The organism is Clostridium sp. FS41, from assembly GCF_000954015.1.
GTDB lineage: Bacteria > Bacillota > Clostridia > Lachnospirales > Lachnospiraceae > Enterocloster > Enterocloster citroniae.
Window position 1 is genome coordinate 1 of record NZ_JYHN01000047.1, and the last position, 20,815, is coordinate 20,815.

28 protein-coding genes are annotated in these 20,815 nt (G+C 48.6%); all 28 read right to left on the bottom strand.

The window, feature by feature from the left end:
* Positions 1–280 (bottom strand): phage holin family protein (locus CLFS41_RS07795; protein ID WP_045091963.1); only part of this gene is annotated, 280 nt, incomplete at its 3' end.
* A gap of 14 nt (positions 281–294) precedes the next feature.
* The gene (locus tag CLFS41_RS30410) at positions 295–444 is read right to left on the bottom strand and encodes a hypothetical protein (protein WP_200895085.1); all 150 of its coding nucleotides are present in this window, start codon (positions 442–444) and stop codon (positions 295–297) included.
* The gene (locus CLFS41_RS07800; protein ID WP_045091964.1) at positions 444–767 is read right to left on the bottom strand and encodes a hypothetical protein; all 324 of its coding nucleotides are present in this window, start codon (positions 765–767) and stop codon (positions 444–446) included. Before CLFS41_RS07800 ends, CLFS41_RS30410 begins: the two co-directional genes overlap by 1 nt.
* Positions 768–793: 26 nt before the next feature.
* Positions 794–1,258, bottom strand: coding sequence for a hypothetical protein (locus CLFS41_RS30060; RefSeq protein WP_052665668.1), 465 nt, complete (start codon positions 1,256–1,258; stop codon positions 794–796).
* A gap of 776 nt (positions 1,259–2,034) precedes the next feature.
* A complete protein-coding gene (locus tag CLFS41_RS07810; RefSeq protein WP_045091966.1) occupies positions 2,035–2,490 on the bottom strand; it encodes a hypothetical protein in 456 nt (151 codons plus the stop codon).
* A 2-nt stretch (positions 2,491–2,492) separates the two neighbouring features.
* Entirely contained in the window at positions 2,493–2,906 is a 414-nt protein-coding gene (locus tag CLFS41_RS07815; RefSeq protein ID WP_045091967.1) for a hypothetical protein, read from the bottom strand.
* On the bottom strand, positions 2,903–4,999 hold the full coding sequence (locus CLFS41_RS07820) for a hypothetical protein (protein WP_045091968.1): 2,097 nt from the start codon (positions 4,997–4,999) through the stop codon (positions 2,903–2,905). The genes CLFS41_RS07815 and CLFS41_RS07820 overlap by 4 nt, the downstream gene beginning before the upstream one ends.
* Before the next feature lie 3 nt (positions 5,000–5,002).
* Positions 5,003–5,401: a hypothetical protein gene (locus tag CLFS41_RS07825; protein ID WP_045091969.1), complete on the bottom strand. Its 399-nt coding sequence runs from the start codon at positions 5,399–5,401 to the stop codon at positions 5,003–5,005.
* Between the two features lies 1 nt (position 5,402).
* The gene (locus CLFS41_RS07830) at positions 5,403–9,200 is read right to left on the bottom strand and encodes a hypothetical protein (RefSeq protein ID WP_045091970.1); all 3,798 of its coding nucleotides are present in this window, start codon (positions 9,198–9,200) and stop codon (positions 5,403–5,405) included.
* A 48-nt stretch (positions 9,201–9,248) separates the two neighbouring features.
* Positions 9,249–9,812, bottom strand: a complete 564-nt coding sequence (locus CLFS41_RS07835; RefSeq protein WP_045091971.1) for a Gp15 family bacteriophage protein — start codon at positions 9,810–9,812, stop codon at positions 9,249–9,251.
* The gene (locus tag CLFS41_RS07840; protein WP_045091972.1) at positions 9,809–10,255 is read right to left on the bottom strand and encodes a hypothetical protein; all 447 of its coding nucleotides are present in this window, start codon (positions 10,253–10,255) and stop codon (positions 9,809–9,811) included. Before CLFS41_RS07840 ends, CLFS41_RS07835 begins: the two co-directional genes overlap by 4 nt.
* A 67-nt stretch (positions 10,256–10,322) precedes the next feature.
* Positions 10,323–10,829, bottom strand: a complete 507-nt coding sequence (locus CLFS41_RS07845; protein WP_045091973.1) for a hypothetical protein — start codon at positions 10,827–10,829, stop codon at positions 10,323–10,325.
* A complete protein-coding gene (locus tag CLFS41_RS07850) occupies positions 10,830–11,282 on the bottom strand; it encodes a hypothetical protein (protein ID WP_045091974.1) in 453 nt (150 codons plus the stop codon).
* Complete coding sequence (locus tag CLFS41_RS07855; protein WP_045091975.1) at positions 11,283–11,747, bottom strand: minor capsid protein; 465 nt, start codon at positions 11,745–11,747, stop codon at positions 11,283–11,285.
* Positions 11,748–11,758: 11 nt separating this feature from the next.
* Positions 11,759–12,139, bottom strand: a complete 381-nt coding sequence (locus CLFS41_RS07860) for a DUF6751 family protein (RefSeq protein WP_045091976.1) — start codon at positions 12,137–12,139, stop codon at positions 11,759–11,761.
* A 1-nt stretch (position 12,140) separates the two neighbouring features.
* Positions 12,141–12,512 (bottom strand): hypothetical protein, encoded by a 372-nt coding sequence (locus CLFS41_RS07865; protein ID WP_045091977.1) that lies wholly within the window; start codon positions 12,510–12,512, stop codon positions 12,141–12,143.
* Positions 12,513–12,529: 17 nt separating this feature from the next.
* Positions 12,530–13,567: a hypothetical protein gene (locus CLFS41_RS07870; RefSeq protein ID WP_045091978.1), complete on the bottom strand. Its 1,038-nt coding sequence runs from the start codon at positions 13,565–13,567 to the stop codon at positions 12,530–12,532.
* A 2-nt stretch (positions 13,568–13,569) separates the two neighbouring features.
* The gene (locus CLFS41_RS07875) at positions 13,570–14,157 is read right to left on the bottom strand and encodes a phage scaffolding protein (RefSeq protein WP_045091979.1); all 588 of its coding nucleotides are present in this window, start codon (positions 14,155–14,157) and stop codon (positions 13,570–13,572) included.
* A gap of 114 nt (positions 14,158–14,271) precedes the next feature.
* Positions 14,272–14,571: a DUF4406 domain-containing protein gene (locus tag CLFS41_RS07880; protein ID WP_045091980.1), complete on the bottom strand. Its 300-nt coding sequence runs from the start codon at positions 14,569–14,571 to the stop codon at positions 14,272–14,274.
* 38 nt (positions 14,572–14,609) lie between these two features.
* Positions 14,610–14,942, bottom strand: coding sequence for a phage minor capsid protein (locus CLFS41_RS29360; protein ID WP_082082529.1), 333 nt, complete (start codon positions 14,940–14,942; stop codon positions 14,610–14,612).
* Between the two features lie 148 nt (positions 14,943–15,090).
* Positions 15,091–15,714 carry a hypothetical protein gene (locus tag CLFS41_RS07890; protein ID WP_045091982.1) on the bottom strand — a complete coding sequence of 208 codons (624 nt, stop codon included), beginning with the start codon at positions 15,712–15,714 and terminating at the stop codon, positions 15,091–15,093.
* Positions 15,707–15,919, bottom strand: coding sequence for a hypothetical protein (locus CLFS41_RS07895; RefSeq protein ID WP_045091983.1), 213 nt, complete (start codon positions 15,917–15,919; stop codon positions 15,707–15,709). Before CLFS41_RS07895 ends, CLFS41_RS07890 begins: the two co-directional genes overlap by 8 nt.
* Before the next feature lie 121 nt (positions 15,920–16,040).
* Complete coding sequence (locus CLFS41_RS30415; protein WP_200895086.1) at positions 16,041–16,214, bottom strand: hypothetical protein; 174 nt, start codon at positions 16,212–16,214, stop codon at positions 16,041–16,043.
* Between the two features lie 64 nt (positions 16,215–16,278).
* Complete coding sequence (locus tag CLFS41_RS07900; RefSeq protein ID WP_242856794.1) at positions 16,279–17,052, bottom strand: phage minor capsid protein; 774 nt, start codon at positions 17,050–17,052, stop codon at positions 16,279–16,281.
* Positions 17,042–17,311 (bottom strand): hypothetical protein, encoded by a 270-nt coding sequence (locus tag CLFS41_RS07905; protein ID WP_045091984.1) that lies wholly within the window; start codon positions 17,309–17,311, stop codon positions 17,042–17,044. The genes CLFS41_RS07900 and CLFS41_RS07905 overlap by 11 nt, the downstream gene beginning before the upstream one ends.
* Before the next feature lie 4 nt (positions 17,312–17,315).
* Positions 17,316–18,641 (bottom strand): phage capsid protein, encoded by a 1,326-nt coding sequence (locus tag CLFS41_RS07910; RefSeq protein WP_082082530.1) that lies wholly within the window; start codon positions 18,639–18,641, stop codon positions 17,316–17,318.
* Positions 18,642–18,700: 59 nt separating this feature from the next.
* Positions 18,701–20,341 (bottom strand): PBSX family phage terminase large subunit, encoded by a 1,641-nt coding sequence (locus CLFS41_RS07915; RefSeq protein ID WP_082082531.1) that lies wholly within the window; start codon positions 20,339–20,341, stop codon positions 18,701–18,703.
* Between the two features lie 52 nt (positions 20,342–20,393).
* Complete coding sequence (locus tag CLFS41_RS30420) at positions 20,394–20,549, bottom strand: hypothetical protein (RefSeq protein WP_200895087.1); 156 nt, start codon at positions 20,547–20,549, stop codon at positions 20,394–20,396.
* Positions 20,550–20,815 lie beyond the last annotated feature (266 nt).

Here is a 20,815-nt window from a genome sequence, read left to right on the forward strand (position 1 = left end):
GTCCCAGAATGTCATGTCCCAGACCAATAAATAATTTCGGCATCAAAAAGGATACCAGGATGATCACCCAGTAGCCCAGTTTCTTTAGGATACCTTTTAATCCAGTCTTACTTGACTCTCGTCCCAGCTTTCTAGCCTTGTACCAGCCAGTCAGCCAGTCCAGGATATTGCAAAGCAGATACCCCGCAAATATGTACCAGTATGGCCCCAGTATGGCCACCAGGACCGTTACGGCTGCCCCATAGGCAGCATTACACTTGTCTAAAAATCTCATTTTCATATACCTCACCTTTCCTATTCTTCTTCCAAAGCCGTCAGGATCTCGGCCTTTTCCTCTTCTGTCAGGTTCTTGTATCCCTCCAGGATGTCTGCCGGTTCTTCTCCTTGCCCTTTCCTGATCCGCAGAGCCCGCATGATGATGTTACGCTGTATGTTGGATAACATTACATTGCACCCCCTATCATGTCAGCAAGGACCATGGTCATCTCTTGATTTTCCTGCCTAATCTGCTGATTCTCTGCTTGCAACTGCGCTACCTGCTGTTCCTGGGTAGGTAACCACGGTCTTGCCGTTCCATCTGGCGTATAAAATATCCCATCTGCATATGTATCGCCCTCTTGACAGGGGCAATACAGGCAGTCTACCGCAAATGCATCATCCCCATAGACACATCTGGCTACACGGTTGGCGTCCTCATAACTATAAGCTACGCCTACGGCCTTTACCTCTCCATTAAAAATCTGTGCGTATACTTCATGTGCTATCATTTCTAAACCTCCTTAATATAAGCGAATCAAGATGATACCAGAAGCGCCAGACCCTGGCATACCCTCCGCATTTGCTGACATGCTACTTCTGGCGCCTCCACCACCGCCTCCACCGCCGCCTCCAGTGTTGGCTGTTGCGGTAGTTCCGCTTTTTGCATATGACCATTCTGTTCCTTCTGAGGATGACGAAATTGCGTAAGCTCCATCGCCGCCTCTTCCTCCACCCGTGGCACCCCCGGCTCCGGCATTTCTGGCAGAAGAGCCAGTACCTCCGCCACCCGCTCCGCCGCCTCCAGAATACGCTGTGCCAGAAGATGAACCAAACGCTCTTGTAGTGGTTCCCTGCCCTTTTCCCGGCGTAAGATTACCTCCGCCATCACCACCGTTTGAACCACCGGATCCACCTGCGTTTTGTGCGCTGTTGGAGTGCCAATAACCACCAGAGCCTCCACCAGAGCCCCCATTCCCGCCGCTTGAATATGCAAATCCACAGCTTTTTCCACCTGCGGCAGAATTGATCGTGGTTCCAGATCTTATAATACTGGTAGTCCCACCATCTATAGGATTTGTAGCAGAGCTTCCACCTGCACCTATTGTGCAAGCCAATACCTGCCCTGCCGATATTGCAGTCCCTGTAACGGTATTGGTATATCCACCTCCACCACCTCCACCGCCATGTCCGGCAGTGGAAGAATCGCCATCTTCACCACGTGCTCCACCTCCACCTCCACCAACACAAAACGTATCCATCTTACTAAATCCCACAGGGATCGTGTAATTCTGCGTAGCCTTAATGGTAACTGTCTGTTCGGCGGACGTCTTGACTGTGGCATTAAGCGTATCCCCAAGCAGATCCCCCTGATTAGTGGTCACATATGGGGTGCAGCTTAGGTAATAGGTTGTATTAAGTGCCGGCATGTCCAGATATGTCTGGGACTGCCCCCCAGATGCAGTGTTACTGCCAGCCCCCTTATAAATTTGTGTTCCCCCGGTCTTACCAGGATATACGCTGGTGCTGTAGCGGATGATCACACCACTGTAAGGTTTTCCGATCGCCGCCTTTGGATTCTGCCATTTTGCCAATATACGGCGGCCAGAATAGGCGGCACAACTAAAAGACAGCAAACTGTTGACTGTCATACGACCATTGCCTGGCTCGTCATTACTGTCGCTTGCAATTGCTGTTTTACCTGCCAGAACATAGTCTAGGGAGGCCGTGCATTCATCACTCCCTGTTCCACCTCCGCCTGCTACCGGTATTAAAATATCACTCATTCTCGCTCACCCCCACTAACTTGATATTAAAATCTGACGTTGGTTTTTTCTTCGGGCAGTAAAATGTAGCCTCTCCATCCCCGGCAATACCCGCTTTAACCAGCGCCCCCATCTTATCCCATGTATTTGCCGTGGCCACCGCAGTGGTAGACTTGATGGCGCTCATCATCTGCACCTTATCTGTCTCCTTTAGACCGGGGACGCTGACCGTTTGGGCATATGGGGCAGTGCTGCTCCAATTGGCCGCCAGTAAGGTCAGCTCCACTTCTCTTGTCATGCGGTTGATCTCTGTGGTGATGGCGTTGATATCCTCGGGCTTAAATAAATCCCCCTCCTGACTGTATGTAGTCACATCCACAATCTCGGATTTCCCCTGCGCGTCTGTACTAATCTGATATTTACGGTTGCCTTCAAAGACATCCGCCTTATAATCGGTTTTCAGTGCCATGTTTACCTCCTGTTTCCAATTGCCTGGGTCCCCAGCTTAAATGCCAGGCGCTGCTGTCCGCTCACCATGCTGTCATACATATCTCCCAGATCCTTGAGTATCTGTTCGATATCATTGGCCTGTTGGATCGTTGCGTAAGTAATCTTTGCCGGGGTGACCGGCGTGCTGGTCTTTGTAAAATAAGCCGCTCGCAAGGCTTTTATGTTTCCCAATAAGCGGGCCATTTCTGTGTCCGTCCGGAAGTCCTCCATCCCCCACACCTTGGTCCGTATGTCAACATGCAGCAGTCCAGCCAGCAGAGCACATGCCTGCTCCACACGGTTCAGGTCCGTATAGGCTATATATGCCCTATCCGTATCATTGGCCAGGTCATCCGCCGTCCTATCCGTTATCAGCGTATCTAATACCGTACTCATTTCACTGTCACCTCCGCTGTGATCTTGCGCCGGCTGAATTTAAAATCCAGCTTTGTGATGTTTCCTGTCATGGTTCCCTTGATTCCGGTGACTACATTCACACGGTTCCCTAGTTCCTGATCGTTTATGACAGCCCGGAAACTGATACTCTCATTGTTACTATAATAATCATAGACACGATCCAGGACTGCCTGGGCATTGCTACCAGTCACCAGCGTAGCCTCCTTGACCTCGGCAATGTTTTTGTTCTGGGTGATTTTCGGGTTTTCCTTTACCAAACTGACCATGCTGTGGTTATACTTAATCCCATTCAGTACCACTTCCCCGCCTGTGCCAGTAATGTATGCATAGTTGGCGCCGTGATCCCCAAGTGTCCCACCAGCGATTGACAGTCCGTGATACGGCTCCGAAAACTCTACTTTTGTGGTCCCGGTAAGGTTGCCTTTATACAACTGAGCCGTTTCTATCCCTGGATCATAGCTATGTGCATACAGCCGGATCCCGGTTATGATGTCGCTGTGCTCCAAGGTCAGCCCCAAGAATATATCCCTGGCCGTAAATTCTCCTGTCACCTCTGTCTGCTGTGGATAGATGTACAACTGCCGGTCGTAACTGGTATCCACCAGGGCGCCAATGGCAAAGGCAAGCTGCTGCAGGGCCGCACGTTTAGTACATATTGGCAGGTATCCGCTTACCGTGGTGCTTGCATAGGCATCATCCAGAAAATAGGTGATCCCCTCCCCATCCATAATGCCGTCCAGGATATCTGATACAAGAGTGTTGCTGTATATCCCACCCATGAATTGATTGTTATCCAAGATCCCTACTGCATCTTGGGTTTCCACGGAGTACCGTTTCTCCCCCAGCTGCTTTCCATCCTTCAGGTAAAAAATACCCAGGATTGCTTCATCAAAATACAATGTCTGCTTCTGCTTTTTTTGAAACTCAAACGCATACTCTGACTTGCTCCGGATTGCATAGTCCATGGTGTTGATGCTGACCTCTTCGGATATCGGATTCAGTTCCGTTAAACAGTTGATATCTTCGATCTCGTCATCTTTAAACACACGGATAAGGCCCCAGGTAATCCCTGTGAGGAATACATTCCGGTATGGCTTGCTGGTCTCCAGGAATGTGATAACGACCTTGTTATAATAATCCACGATTCCATAACAAAAATAATTGTATGTATCCGGATAGTAATCCTGATCAGCCAGCAGCGTATCATCCCGATACCATTTGATGTTGACCTCGCTACAGTAATCCCCAGAATAATCATTAAATGCCAAGGTTATCCCCACACTGGAATGGTTCTGACCAAACGTGAATGTCAATGCCGGAGGCGCCGTGAAGCGCCCATCTGCATCCGATATGCTGTCACTGACATATCCCATGTCCACCAGCTCGTCCGGGGCGTTGGTATACCCGCCATCCATCTTCGCATATCGTGGCAGGCACAGGGCATAATCTGGAAACTCAACGCCCACCTTCAGGTCCTGCAAGTCAACATAGTAATCCTTGTCATCCGTTGTAGCTGTATGATCATCCGCGGCTCCCAGGGCAATATCATCATAGACAATCTTAAGTCCGCCGGCATCCGTCATCCTTTGGTTTTTCAGTACGGACAGCCACAGATACCGGTATGGCCGGCATGTCTCCAGGAATGTGATAACCAGCTGGTTAAACAACGGTACTTTGGCCCGGCAAAAGCACTCCACCCCATCTGGCGCAAACTCCTGCTCCTGGACCAGTTCCGCATCCTTGTACCAGGCAATTCTCAAATGGCTGGCATAATCACCAGACACCCTGTTAAAAACCATGGACACGCCATTGCTGGTCTTAAGTCGGTCAAAGGTGACCGTTATCACTGGCGGCACCCCAAAGGCCCCATCCTGGCCACTCAGGGCCGTGCTGATGTACCCATTCTGACCATGCCCCACCACATCCGGCACATTACTGTACGTCCCATCCATCTTAGCGTATCGGGGCAGGCAGTAGGCATATGGCGGCATGTTCTGTTCATAGCTTGTTAGATCATCCACGGAGGAGTACGGCTGCTGTCCATTGGTCTCTACCCTTATGTCCCACTTCATCTCTTACCGCCTCCTCTGTGGCTCCATGGCCGTAAAATTCAGGGACAGCCCATCCATGCCCCAGATGTTCTTCCCGTTCCGGATCCGCAGCTTATCCTTACCCTGGCTGACGTAAGCTTGGAAAGTCAGCGTTTCCTGGCCATAGGGAAATGTCATCTCATGGCTTGCATAGTTCGGATCGGATATGATGTTGTAAAACGCATCATAGGATGCCAGGTCATCCGTCTTTGGGTAGATCTTCATTGTGTAGTTGTAGAAGGTCCCTATGATGTCCCTGTCCATGGTGTAGTCCATGGTACGTCCGGACTGCTCTGAATCGGTGACCGCGAAGCTGCGTTCCAGAGAATCCTTCTCCACCTCAACGTTATATGCCCTGCCGTCCAGCAAGAATACATTATCCATATTAGGTACCTCCTACGATTACCAGGCTTACGCCCTTGCGGGCTGCCTCTTTGTCAAGTTCCGGTTTCAATACCCGGGCCAGTGCAGCCAGATTCCCGGTCAAGTTCAAGACTATCTGTATCGGCCGGTTCCCTTCCGCCTGCAGGCGGCTTATCATCTCGTCCATTTTAGCCACCAGGTAGCCCAGTGTCTCTTCCTGGCCGTATCCTGCCGTGTTCCTCATGCTTGCGGACATCTCGCCTGCCCTTGGCGGCACAACGGTTCCGCTGGCCATCCTGGGCAGATAGGATGCTGCGTTCGGGATGTTGATACCGATCGGCAACTGGATCTCCACACCGTCAAACACATCCAGGACGCCATCCAGCCACTTCTGGACCGTGCTGCGGGATGATGCCGCCATAGCACTGATACCGTTGTTAAATCCGCGCACTACATACTCTGCTATGCCGTAAAACTCCTTAGACGGCGAGTTGATGTCAAACTCTTCCTCGGCCTCTTCCATGGCTTCTCTCGCCCACCTTTTAATGGCATCCTTTGCCATGTAAGCAAAGTCAGAGATACCATTGGCGAATCCCTCATTGATCCTCTTTGCCATGTCATAAAATGCTTTATACATCCCTCCGGTTCCTTCCAGGTCACTGTCGCCCCAGAACCATTCCTTTACATTCTTTGCCCAGGTCTCCATGGGTGACTGGGTTTCAGTATGGCTGCCATCAATCTTAGTCTTAAATGCCTGGATGATCGTATCGGCAAACTTAGTCCAGGACAATTCATTTACGCCTTGTACATCATCTGCTCCCACAAACCACTTCCTGACATTCTCTGCCCAGGTCTCCATGACGCTCTGGGACTTTGTATAGTTCTTCGTGACGCTGGTATTAAATCCAGACAGGATATTTGTGGCCCACTGTTTGGACTCCGTGGAATCACCGCTGCTGATACCAAACTTATCTTTAAACCATGATGATACCCCAGTCGCCCAGGACTTGATCACACTCTGAGATGCTGTCTGCTCGTTGGTCACTCCTTGATTGAATCCTGCCACTGTGTTAGAGCCTATGCCAGCCAAAACGGTTGACGGACTATGAATACCCAAAAGGCTTTTCACGCCATTGACGAAAGGATCCGTGATATGCTGCTTAATGAATGCTCCGGGGTTGGAGAAAAACTCTTTAATGCCATTACAAAATCCATCCCACAAATACTGCCCCATGCCTGCCATGACTGTGGATGGGCTGTGGATGCCGAAGGCACTTTTGAATGCATCCATGAATGGCTTGAAGACATTGTTCTGTACCCAGGTTCCCACAGCCTTCATGGCATCTATGATGCCTTTGAAGATTCCGTCAACCACATTTCCGCCGCATTCCTCTATCTTGCTCTGGAAGTATTCCTTCGCGGCAACTACACCATCTGAAATCAGACCTCCTATGATGGCGCCGATACCACCCAACGCAGCTCCTATTACTGCAAAGAGTCTATTGGCAACCGTTGCCCAATCAATGTGCTCCAATGCTGTAGCCACGCCATCACCAAATGCCCACCAGTCCGTTTCTGTGATAAATGTCACGAGGGCATTTAAAATCCCTATCACAATGTCGCTGATGGCTGTTCCGGCACCTGCCCAGTCAAAGGTCTGGAAAAATGTACTTAGGCTGGTTGCAAGCTGGGTACCAAATTCAATCCAATCGAACGTAGTTGCAAATTCCCCCAATATGGCAAAGGCTGCATTGAGCCCGGCAGCAAAAAGATACCCTAGCTGTGCCCAGTCAATCTGGCCTGTAAGGCCCATGAGGCATGTTGCTATAGCTGCGCCGATTGATCCCCAGTCTACAGCCAGAACGAATCCAAGAAGACCGGATATCTTGGCCTGGAAAAAGGCCCCTATTGTTGCACCAAACAGGTTCCAGTCAACCGTATCAATCATCCCCATCAGCCCTATCCCCAGCGCACTCCCCAACATAAACCAGTCAATCTGGGTAAGCAGCAGATATAGAGTATTGGCCAGAGTGTTGATGCCGGTACCGAACATGATACCAATGGCATACCAATCAATGGTGGCTACCAAGCTATTAAACATAGTTGTAAAAGCTGTTACAAAAGCTGTTATCTGCGCCCCTACATTATCCCAGCTGATGAACTCCGTGAAACTTTGCACGGCCTCGTTGATTTTCTGGCCGATCAGTTGTCCAATACCTTCCCAGTCTCCAGCTGCAAACATCTCTTTCAGCTTGTTGGCAAAGTCACTGATACCTTGATCAATCCCAACTGTCTCAAACATTTCGGATGGGCTGGCCCCGCCTCCTCCGCCCCCAGAATCATCCGCGCTCTGCTGTTGTATCTGCACAAGGTCATCAAATGGAGCCAGGGCTTTCTTGGCCTCTTTACCGGCTGCGTTCGCAGCACCCCCTGTCTTTTTAAGGCTGGCTGCATAATCTTCATTGGCTTTCTTGGCTCGGACAAATGTGCTCCCACCACCCAGCGCAGAAAAGAACTGATTTATGTATCCAACCGCTGTTGCCAACAGATTGATCAGTGTATTAAGTACCGGCGCCACAATGGACAGGATCGGCGCAAATGCTGCTGCAAAGCTATTCTTGAGGTATGTCATATTGGTCATAAGACCAGACATGGCCTGGTTCGCACTGTCTGAATATTGCACCAGGTTCTGCATGCCCTCCTTTACGCCCTGAATGGCTGCCCTCATGGCCATACGGATGAGCATGAGTTTAAACATGTTGGCTAACTTAAAAACACATTGGCTTGCCTTGTTTGATGACTTTCCCAATCCTTTGAGACTGGACACGGCCTGCTTTGCTTTGTTGGCCAGTCCTCTTCCCAGCATCTTTCCAAAACTGGTCACTGTCCGGGCGGCGGATGAAAATGCACTCTTTACAATTCCAGGCACCTTGGACAACTCCTTTTTGGCTACTGCCGGTATCTGGCTGAATGCCTGTGGTACAGTTTTAAATGCATTCAGGATCGACTCCTTAACCCCTACATACCCCTGGGCCTGCTCTGCACCTTGGTTGGACGCTTCCGACACAGCCTGTTCTGCTTCTGCTGCATTCTGTTGCAGTCCATTCATGGCCATGCTAGCCTGACCTCCATATTGTTCCACCGCTTCGGCCCAGTTGTGGATTTTGGAAGCTACCTCACCAAATACTGCGGCCATCGCTCCGGGATCATAATTCATGGATTCCGGGCTTACCGGCACCGCAACTACCTCCCTGGGGGTTGCCTGTACAGCTTCCATATCCTGCACTTTTAGCTGGTCCATCTGCTGTTTTAGGGCCTGTGCTTCCAGATCCATCTGGTTTAAGGCTGCGGCCCCCTGCTCACCATATCGCACAACTGCATCGGCATAGTTCTGTATCTGCGCTGCCTCTTCCCCGAATACCGCCGCCATTGCTTTGGGGTCATAATTTAGTGATTCAGCAGGAGTTGCAACTGGAGCGGCAACCGGCGCGGAAGATGCAACGTCTGATGCATTGTCCTGCCAATCGTGGACACTGATCGCGTCCATCTGCTCTTGCAGGCTTTTAACCTGCGCTGCTGACTTATCAGCCGCATCACCAATTGTCTCCACTGCATCCGATGTGCTCTCTGCGCTGCTGGCAGTCTCGGCCATTGCCTGTCCCGCTCCGTTAAATCGGTTCAGGATGTTGGTGGATAACCGGTCCACGGCCTTCGTCAACCGGTCCATTGCCTTTGAAAGGGTAGAAATGCCATCCTCGAATCCATCTATATTGATCGCTGTATCAAACCTTAAACTACCATCACTGCCGCCTGCTGCCATGTCGTCACCTCCTGCCTGCGCATAAAAATAAGACGCTCATCCAGCGCCTTAACCCAACAATTTATTCCAATACTCAATCTCCGCTTGTTCCTCTTCGGTATACCGTCTTTTGACATCACAAAGCTTTTTGTTGTTCCGATAAAACTCTTGCTCCCACTTTTCCAGTTTCTTTCCTTTGGCCTTCTTTTGCCGGATACCCAGGACCGTGGAAAAGGTTCCCTCCTCGATCTCCATAAAATATCCAGAAAATGTCCACCAGTGGATGTATGGAACCGCCCTGGTCTCCATGCCAGCAACCTTGTTGATCGCCGGAAACAGGATTGGCTCGTCCTGTTCCCAGTCCATCACCTTCCTGGCCGGCTTCTCGTCATCATCTTCCTGGCCGCAGTCCACGAACCACTTGGCTCGCAGGATCGCCTCCTCCATGTGCTCCTTCGGTATCTCGTCAAATCCGTCACGGTATAAACGTTTCATGAGGATTTCCAGCTTCTCTGCGGCCGAAAGATCCGGATCCCCGCAAGCCGCCAGGAAGACCAGTATATTTCGATAATCCGTCTCTATGGGATAACTGATGTCACCTATATCAAGGCTGGTGGGTAGTACGCCAATCATTGCTTGATGTCCTTCAGATACTTGTTCATCTTCTCCCGGTTCTTCTTGTTGTATGTCTCAACCGCAGGCTTCATCAGCACAAGCAGACTGTCCAGGACTTCCTCGTACAGATATTTCTGACCAATTATGCATAATGGGGATTGACCAGCAAAGATCGTATCATATACATCTGAAAGGAAAATACCGTTAAACGCTTTCCGCATCTCCGCTGTAAATTCCCCTATGTACGCTCCGCTCTTTTCCAAGTCCCCCTTGGGACTTCCGTCCGGATTTAGTTCTATTTCTGCAGGAGGCTTATAATCTTTAAAATGTCTCTGCACATCCAACACACGGTTGATGATTTCAGGGTCAGCCGGGTTAAACCGGATAATCCGCGTGGGATCGTCATTGATCGTAAAACTCTCGTATCCATCATTAAATGATAAGTTCTTCATTTTCGCCATCAGGCTCTACCTCCTCGTGATCAATTAGATATACCGCAGGCAGATCTGCTGCCGCCCGCGCTTCTGTTCAGGTATCTGCTGTAAAAGTCCTTGTGGAGAGCACAAACTTACCCTTAACCCTATTTCCGGTATGGTGCACATTAAATGGGATCTGATATCCGGTCGTATCACCGCCATAGCTGGATACCTCTATGATCGCATCCTCTTTGTAAGCCACGTATGTGCCGTCTGCCGCCTCAACCGGATCCCACAGATGGACCTCAACTACACTGGTTTTCAGATCATCCAAGGTCTGCTGTTCATCCACGATTCCCTGAAGACGCTCAAACAGCGGCTCTCCGATTTCGGCATAGTATGGCTCCACACTGGCCTGGGGCTGATAGCTGTCCAGTGTAACGGACGTCTCACCCCAGATATTATTCTTAGTTTCTACATTGGCGTTCATCTCTACAATGTACTCTTCCAGGTCTTTCCCCAAACGGACGTAGGATTCCTTGGATTCAGACGGAGGGGCTGCATCAATGTAGTTGGCCATAAATTTACGTTTAATCTTTCCTGTGATCGTTTCTGCCATTTAAAATTCCTCACTTTCTATTTTGTATGTGACCTGTATCTGTATCTGATACAGGATACCGTCATTAACTGTTTCCCCCATGGGCTGCATAGCCATTGCGTTAGATGTAGTTGCCTTTTGGAATCTGGCTGGAGCCTCCTGTCCGTCTATATATGCGGTGATTCCTCCCTCTTCCGGCAAGCTGTCCAGCCAGTATCCCAACTCCAGCAAAAAATTGCTGTTGGCCAGCCGGCAGTAATCCGTAAAGGAAGGCGCCACCGCGTACATGGCGAAATTGTGTCGGCGGGTATGGTTACCCAGCATGTCCTCCTTGACCAGGCTGTCTCCATTGCTGGACAGGCCATAACTGGAGCCCGGCGCCGTGAAATCCACATGGATATCTCCATCAACCAGAAACTCCGATATTTTGGGATACTCCGTCAGTTTCTGCCTCATAAAATCTATGATTGTCAATTACTTCCCTCCTCTGTCTGCCAAAGCCTGGGCCGCCTGTAGTATATCATCCTTATGGTCGGCCTTCATGCGGTCAAACCACTTCTTTCCCCGCATTGGGGCGCCGGCATAGGTCAACTCCCGGTTCGTAGGCTCTTTTATTACCCCTTTACGTGAATACCACTGCCCAAAATATTTTCCAGGGGTATTTGATATCCACCCGGCACAATTGTACTTCGGATCAACATAGACAATTCCCTCGTGCAGATAATGGGCATATGGACCCGGTATATCAATCTGACCGGAGCCAATCACTGTGGCCATGACCATCATATGTTCCAGTTCTCCTGCCTGTCTGCGCGGCATGTAGTCACTCATGTACCGCATGGCCTCTGAATCAACCAGCTTTTGCACTGGACCGCCTTTCTGCAACCCATGATTTTGCAAGACGGTTTCCTTATCCTTTATGTTAAATTGTACTTTCACCGGATCGCCTCCTACTTGCAGGCCAACTCATAATGTTGCACGGACTCGCTGCCATACAGCCGTTCATCTACCGTAACCACTGTCAGGAATCCATAGGCTGCCTTAAGAGCTGCCAGGGACTTTGACATAGCCTCCTGGCTGCTACAGTCTATCTCATCCTCAATGATGCCTTTGACAATCAGGTCCTTGCCCTGAGTAAGTTTAATAGGTTCATCCAGGCTCTCCAGCGGGATAACCAGGAGGACGGATGTGCTGTCTCTCTGGCCAGTCTTAAGATAGGTGGACTGTCTCACGTCCTCCCAGTACACACCCTCTATGGGCATTCTGGTGTACTTCTCGGCCTTCCCCTCTTTGCTGTATAAATACAGCGTCACATCTGCATTGGTATACATATCACACCCCCTGGTAACACAGGCCGGTATCTGCCAGCCATTTCATGATGATGCTACGCTGCTCTTTAGCCATAGCCTGTGCTGACTCCTGGACGCTGGCAAAGCCGACTGAATAGGTGCCAATCTTTTCTGATGTCTTTCCTCCGGATTCCTTCTGCTGCTTCTCTCTGTTAAACTCTGTCTCAGCAAGTTCGCAGCAGCACATCTGTACTTCCTCCGGAACCTCTGACACCGTCTTCAGCCGGTTGAATGTATAGCGGTCAATGGCCTGGCTGGCAGACCTGGCATAAAATGGGAAGCCAGTTGTGATGACCGGCTTCCTTCCTTTTAGGTAATCATTGATATAGTACATCTCGTCAGTGTATGCCTGCATCAGCATCACCTCCCTGATCAGCCGTTAGTGATAAGGCGAGCGATTGGAAGAGCCTTCGGGTCAAACTTAATGTCCCAGTTGGCTTTAGCAAAAAGCTGGGCATCTGTCGGGGATTCTGTCCAGCCAGAAGATGGAATCTTAAAGCTAAATCCGTTGGGGTGGATGGTCTCGCGCATACGAGTGATCAGTTCGTCCTGTCCGCCATTCTTTTTAGCGTCCCTCACTGTCTCCACAGGCACATCAACTCTGCCACGTGCGGTACGGATAACTCCGCTTCCAAACAGATAGGTGGTGTATTTAGCCAGATCTTTATTGGCTCCATCGCCACCAACCTTCTCTACTGGTACACCGTCATCCACAATGACTGTATACCCATTCACGGACCCCAGCGCCATCGGCCTCTGAACCCCGTTGGCATCAGTCTGTTTCCAGAATTCCAGAAGTTGGAGATTTTCAAGAGTCCTAGCTACATTGGAATGCATGATTACAAGACTGAACTGGTCTTTGTGATCTCCACACGCCTCCGTGGCCAGATCATTTAGATCAGTTTCCTTGATTTTCCTCGCTTCCGCTGTGGAAGATGTCAGCTCTAACGTGTGACCATCCGCCCACTTCTTGGCATAGCCACTCGCGCCCGTAATCCCAAAGATTGCATCAGAAATACCGATCAGCCGCATCTGGCGCCGCTTCTGCCAATACCTGGCAACGGATGATACAATGTGTCCCATTGGATCACCACCAGAAAGCTCTGCAGTAAAATTACGAGCAAAAAAGCCTTTTGCACGGCCATAGACAACGCCTGTCTGAGATCCGCCGCCGACTTCCTCTACAGTAATGTCTGTCTGTCCATCGTAGTTCAGGTCCTCACCTTCCAAGGTGTTGTAAAACGGGATCGTATAAATGTTGCCGTGGCTCTGGATCATTCCTGCAATCGTTGAATCCTCCACCACTGCCCCGGACTGAATCATAGCGGTATAGTACGGATCCGGTGCCTCATTCCACATGTCAAGGAAAAGTTCCTCGTCAAAGGGTATTCCAAAAATCATACCTGGCATAATTAATTATCTCCTTTCAGTTCTGTATATTTTTCTGGGTTGTTCTGTTTTAAGTCAAGCCGTTCTTTATATCCCATGGCTTTGAACTGCTCTTTTGTGATTCCCAGCGCCGCACCCTTGGTTGACCCTACAGGATTGTTGATGGGTTCTGTGGCGCCAAAAAGATACCCATTTTCTTTCTGGCACGCCTCAATAGCTGCTTTGATATCAGCAGTCTGGTCCTTGGATGCTTTCAGGGTGTCAATATCAATCAGGGCTCCAATGGCTTTTGCATTACGCCCTCCAGCAGCTGTAATAGCCGCCTCCAGAGAGGCCCGAAACTGCATATCAGTAATCTTAGCCTCATACTCTGTTTTGGACTGCTCATATTTTGTCTTGTATTCTTCGACCTGAGCCTTTACCTGATCATAGTCCTTGAATCCATCAATTGTGGTATTAGCCTCCTGAAGCTGTGTTTTGGTCTGTTCTAGTTCTGCTTTAGTCTGTTCCAGATCTCCCTTGGCAGACTCAATATCACTGCCATTTTCAGCCATGATACTATCAACCTGCTCCTTGGTTAGGCCCATATCCTCTAAAAATTTTCGTTTCATACTGCTCCTTTCTCACTACGCTTTTATACGGGGTCGCATCCCTTGTGGTGGTAGTTTTACGCCGTGCCGGGCAATTTTAAGTATAAAAATAACACCCAGGATAGTCCTGCGTGCTTATTCCTCAATCCGATCCATTCCATACTCCACTGCACACATGTGCTCGATCTTACATCCTCTGAAATCATTCCATCCAGGCGCAAAATAGGCGATATCAGCAGTAGCCAGGTCCTTGATGCTTCTTGCTATATATTCCAGTGGCTTTGCGTCTTTGGAGAAGTCCGTATAGAAAGTATCAATTACTTCCACTTCTTCTCCTAAATACTCTTTGGCTGACCGGACGGCCTTTTCTCTCTCAGCAAGGATCTGCTCATCTGTCTTGCCTCTCATTGGCTGAGAAATAAATAATCTCTTCATTCTTTGTCCTCTCTTTCCGTTGCGATATCGCAGCTTTTCTATTTTGGTATCCTTAGACGTTCTCGTTGTTGCCGCAATCCCATCTCCCTCGAAAAATCCACATAGGTCTTATTAGTCAGCCGTAGCCGGCACTTAGCAGCTACGATCTCCTCCTTGTCGGCTTCACCGCTCTCCAGCAGCTCCACATCCTGCTTCTGTTTTCGGATAGTACGCTCTAACTTCCGCTGGTGCTGCAACGCTTCGTACTGGGAATACTGTTTACCTCTAAACTCTTTCTTTTCTAATTCTTGTTTATTTTGCTCCGCCAGCCACTCATCCGTGTACTTGCGTTTACTGATTCCTGGTATAAAAGGCCAAAATACGTTAATGATAACAGTTAATTCCGCACAAGCCTAACATGGTTCCATAGCCTGTACTCTCCACAAAATCCGGATAATCATTATCTGCCATATTTACACCACCTCCTTTTCTCAAACAACAAAAAGAGCCAACTCTATGTTGACTCTCTCGCTATAATTATCATGGTGTTGTAAGCGCCTTTTCTATATCCCAGTTTGAATAAATAAGACGTTTTCTCAATTTTTCATAGTTAATTCCATACTCATCCGCCCATTGCATAATCGTCTGTACTTTCCCGTCATATTCAAATAACTGATTTGTTTCCCTGTTGCTACATTGCGCTTTTTGCGTTATCCATCTACAGTTACTCGGTTCATAATCTCCATTATTGTCTATTCTATCTATTGTTAAATCATCTGTATATCCTTCCAACATTGCCCAATTATAAAAATCTATAAAACTCTTCTCCCAGTCCTCACATACACGGATACCTTTTTCATAATATCTTCTCCTATGTATCCCTTTAGCCGCCGGGCTACACCGATATTTCATATGCATCCATATTCTATAAAGTCTTGTATGTCTTTGTCCGTGTTTTGTGCTCCTTGCTTTTAGTTGCTCAGTATGCAAACATCCACAAGATTGTGTTTTATTTTGCAATAGTAATAAACTACTAACCGTTGTTTCGTTCCCACAATCGCATTTACATTTCCATAAGGCACGGCAATTTTTATCCTTACCGGCATATTCTATAACTGTCAAACGGCCAAACCTCTGGCCCTGGAGATTTTTCATTTTACCCATTTATAACACCGCCCTTCTTCATTTCTGCCTTGGCGGCTTTCATGCCTTGCATATAGCCGAATCGGAATCCATTACAAATTAAATCGTAGAAATCTCGACTTGCCTTTCTTATATCCTCAACATTCTCTGTACACATATCATAATTATCATTGATACGACCTATAGACTTCTCAACTAACTGCATAGTTTTCTTTACTCTACCCATAATAAAAACTCCTTTCAAATTAGGTTCTTGAAAGAAGTCTCAATCCATGATATGATATTTCATGGAAGGAAACTTCTACTTGCAAATAAGGGATTCCAAACTTTGGTCGGGGCGGAATTCCTTATTTTTTTATTTTGTTTTCAAGCAGTTTTATGCCCTGTCTTATACCCTCTGTTCTTTTTATTCCTTCCTGTTCACAATACTTGTCAAGTACTTCTGCACTCTCTTTATCTAGGCGAACGTGAATAGGACTTGATTTAGGGTTATCTGTTGGTCTGCCTGTTCGTGGACTCATATTATCACCTCACTTTTGTAGCCCATAAATATATCATATACTTATGTGGCCCAAAAGTCAAGCACTATTTATTCCACTTAAAAACTTTTCCTTGCCAAACCATATGTGAAGGGCGACTTCCCATGTGCCAATCTACCTCAACATATTCTGTACCTAATTCCTCCATGTTTTTTTCCACAATTTTCGCTGTCATCTGGGCGACACCTGTCATCACTGCACGTCTTGCTGCCACCTCGATCCGATCAGACTTGCCAGATGCATAATCTACGGTACGGATGCCGCTGGCCGTCATCTCATCAATCACATCACCGATAGCCTGACTATATGTCTTGGTGCCCGTGGTAATCCCCAGCATGGCCTTATCCAGGCTGCGTTCCAGATACTCTGACAACGGAGTAAACACTTTTTTACCGCCGCCCATTGGCACGTTAAATCCGGTAGTCTGTGTGATGTTTTCCAGTGGCCTCAATGTATCCTTGGTCTGCCGCTTGGCTGCATCCACGACCTGCTGGAGCCATTGATTGTCCCTGTAAGGTAAATAATCCCTACCAGCAGCCTCGTAAATCTCCTTGTTGCGTATGTAATCAGACCGCGCTGCCTGCTCATAGATATCATCCACCTGAAGGTCAGTCTTTTCCAATGCCTTACCAATCAGTTGCTTAATCCGGATCCGGCTTGTCCCTATGGCGTCCATCCTGATCAGCAGCCAGTCAATGACCGGCGTAACCTGCGCAGCTTCCTTGATACGCTGTATGATTTCGTCCATGATGGACAGTTCCAAAGCTGTCATGGTGCGTTCAAGCGGCTTTGGCAGCTTCTCCAGTTCCTCAGGTGTCATAAGGGCATTCCTTCGTGCAAAACGTAGTCTTGGTCACACTCCCTGTGATATCTCTATGTTTTTCACTAGCCTCGTATGGACATATAAATTCAACTTCGCTTGGACGGCATACAAGCCTGGAAAACTTTGACACTCCCTTCGGTGTATTTGGTTCATTATACTCTATTACTGCTTTCCCACATTCAAGCGATAGTTTAGTCATATCTTTTGATGATATTTCTATATTTCCTATCCTGACCCATAGATCTTTTAACTTCATATCCTCACTCCTCCGTCAATGCTGGTTCCGGCAGGTTCTTGGCTGCCTCCTCCAGGGTTTCGCCGTACCACTTGGCCCTGTATTCTGCCAGGGACATTACGCCCATTGCTACATCCTGTCTGTCCTGCTGGCGTTCTTCTTCCTCATCTATCAGTATGCTGTCTTTAAAGGTGCACAGAAACTCATACCCGGATTGAGTGAGCGCATTATAAAAAGCCAGGGCATAGGCTAGATCCTCCAGACAATCCTTGAGGTTAGACTGGATGGCCTTAACCATATTGTATTTTCGTTTCTTGGCGATTTTAGCTTCCGTGGCTGTCTTGTCCACATCATTTACGTCAGACAGGTCGCCATAGGATAAACAGACATTAAATTCAATCCGCCGCAAATAAGCATTCAATCCATTAATGATACTCTGATCCCGAAACTCCGGACTATACTCCTTGTATAACTCTTCTCCCGACTTCCCATCAAGATTCAGTCCACGGTATAACCGTCTGTTGAGTTTTGGCATCTCCAACTGCACCCTGCTATCCTGCCCTAAAACAGGCGCTTTCTGCAGCGCAACAACATCCACATGTATAACACGCTCGCCGCTTTCAAACTCCCAATCCAGACGACCAAACTGCATGTCTGTCTTTTTGATCAACTTGATAGCTGACTGGTAGACAGACACCCCGCAGGGAGATCCATCTACTTCATTTTTGATGGGGTTACGGTAATAGCCAAAGTCGGGCCGTTCCACTCCCACATAGGTCGTATCCTCTGGGAGTCCGGCCCAATCTTCCACCATATCGAGTGGCACTGACCGGCCAATATTATTCATATCTGAAGATCTGTATGCAAAGTTCTGGATATTGAGCACTTTGGTTTCATCCCAAGTATGTACTTCAAAACGAATAAAATAATCATGATCTGCCACCTTTTTAACATCCACGAACGCCACCCGTGTTAGCCGGCCGTGTGCATCAAACTTCAAAGGGATGAACCGCTCCTGAGTGATGTACTCCACCTTATCCTCTCCCAGTGGCTTAATACAAAAGGATCCTAGAGCAAGCCCGCTCTGTAGATTCTCGTTCAGATCCCGGATAGCAGACTGATATATCCTGTCCATCTGCTCAACAGATATGCTGGATTCCATTTCATTCAGGCATACATTTGCAAACTCGCGGCAGATCCCCTGCTCTATCTGGAGTGAGTCCACCTGGTCGTCCACCCATGGGGCCTCACCGCGATACATTGCCGCCCACTTCTCAATTGCTGTAATCATGTCTTGGCTGATTGCAATATCCTGGCCAAACAGCTCCTTTAAAGTCCTAATTGGAAACATCCTGCGAAACACCCCCTTTACTGCGTTTTTTAGTCTATCAAACAATCCATCACCCGCCTTTATTGGCCTTTCTTCTTCCAGATCCGATTGGTCGCATACCTTGTAGCGTCAATACAGTGATCGTTTCCATCCGGATATCCGCTGATCACATTGCCGTCCTTGTCCCGCTCATACTCATAATCCATAAACTCTTGGGCCGCCACCGGGCACCGGACGTTATCAATGACAATCTCCCGTAAAGACTGCAACCACTTAAAGGAATACTCCCTGCTTCCGGGCCCCTTCTCTGCAGCTTTTGCCAGCAGCCCATAGGCACGATAGTCCCCAACGGACTTATTCTCCGCGCTGTCACAGATGATAAGATCATTGCCCGTGATTCCCAGCTCGATCAGTTTATTTGCCGTCTGTCGATTGCTCTGCTTATTGCAGGTATACTCCTGCCAGATGTACAGCCTGTGCCGCGCTGGATCATAATGAGTGCGTACAAAAGCATACAAGTCTGGGTACCAGCCCCAGTCAACACCATTCAGAATATAGTCAAACTGGACAATCTCCGTATCTGTTATCTCTCGGATCGTCACGTTGTCAAAGACACTGCCGCCGCTTCCATTGGCCACGCCTATATACTCATTCTCATAAGCATCTGGATTTGTTTCCTTTAGGAACTCTGCCTCCTCCAGGAATGGCTTGCCCAGCCATTTAGGCGGCACGTCCAGATAAGTGCTTTCCGTCACCAGTCTGGATGCCTTCGGGATCTTGATGTACTTATTGGCCCAGTTGCTGGCCGTCTTCGGCGGGTTGAATGACTTAAATATATAAGCCACATCACCACCACGGATGACAGACTGCTCAATCTTACGTACCGACTCCGGCCCAGTGAACTGGTCCAACTCCTCCAGCCACAGAATGCCAATATATCCGAATGGCACCTTGATGGACTTGACCTTACCAGGATCATCGGCACCACGGAAGTATATTTTTTGACCGGTGCTAATCCGGGTGATCTCCATTGGGCTGACAGTTGCATGGAACTCGTCTGACAGGTCTAGTGCTTCGATCGCCCATAGAATCTGCTGATATACAGATCCGCGCAATGTATCGGCCACCTGACGCATGACAACCGCATGCATCTGGTCATTGTTCATGATAAGGTCAATGACTTCCAGGGATATGAAAGATGACTTCGTGGATCCACGGCCGCCAGGGAATACATACTCTGTATGTCCATGCTCCTGTATATCAAAAACAACCGGAGCAAATACTGGGGCTACCATGTTGGATGGGATGCCCGTGTACTTGACCGGTTGGTCATTGTCTGTATTTGGTTGTAATGCCTCCGCCTGGGCTTTCAGGTGGACTATCTTAGCCAGTTGCTCCTCAATATCTAAGTCGGACTTAAGCGTCTGCCCCAGGGTATCGCGAATGGCCTCATAGGCCCTCACATTGCCTGCCAGCGCCTTTTTAATCACGGCAGCATTTACAGCGCTTTCCAGGGTGCTGTCAAGCCCCAGTGCATTTAAGACCGGTGTCCACTCCGGGCTGTCTATTTCTGCTGTTAACAGCATATTGAGGGTGCGCCGGAAGTCTGCCTTACGCCTCCTGGCTTCCCCAGATGCCTTGCCGCCTTTTGATGCAATTTCCAGTAGTTCGCTAGTGGTTCGCTTATCAAACCCCTTGCCTTTTATGTCTTCATAGCCCAAACCACCTCACCTTCCAATCTGGCTGTTATAATTCATAGAAAAAGAGAAGCCCTTAGGACTCCTCTTCACCATATTTATCAATATCTTTTTTCTGTCTCAAAGTATTCGGTCCTAAAAACTCCCCCTCATTCCAATGAGGATTGAACGTTTCTACTACCTTGGCCTTTGCTTCTAACTCGCTTGCTGAATTATGCTCTTTCTGCTCCATTTTTTATCACCTCGGTGATAGTGTATCCCGGATATAAAATTGTATACAAATTTCCGGCCATTACAATCGTGTACCTGCATCTAAGTATCCAGGCTCTGGATACCCGATGCGCCAGTACAATGTTCCCTAGCACTGCGCGGCCGGGATGCGGATACCTTTGCGCATTGGTTTGGTATCAACCAAGTCAGCCGCCAGGCTGTGACACCTGGCGACCGCTATTTGAATGGGGGAGGATGCTTCTGCCCTCTGGCTTCCGCATGATAACA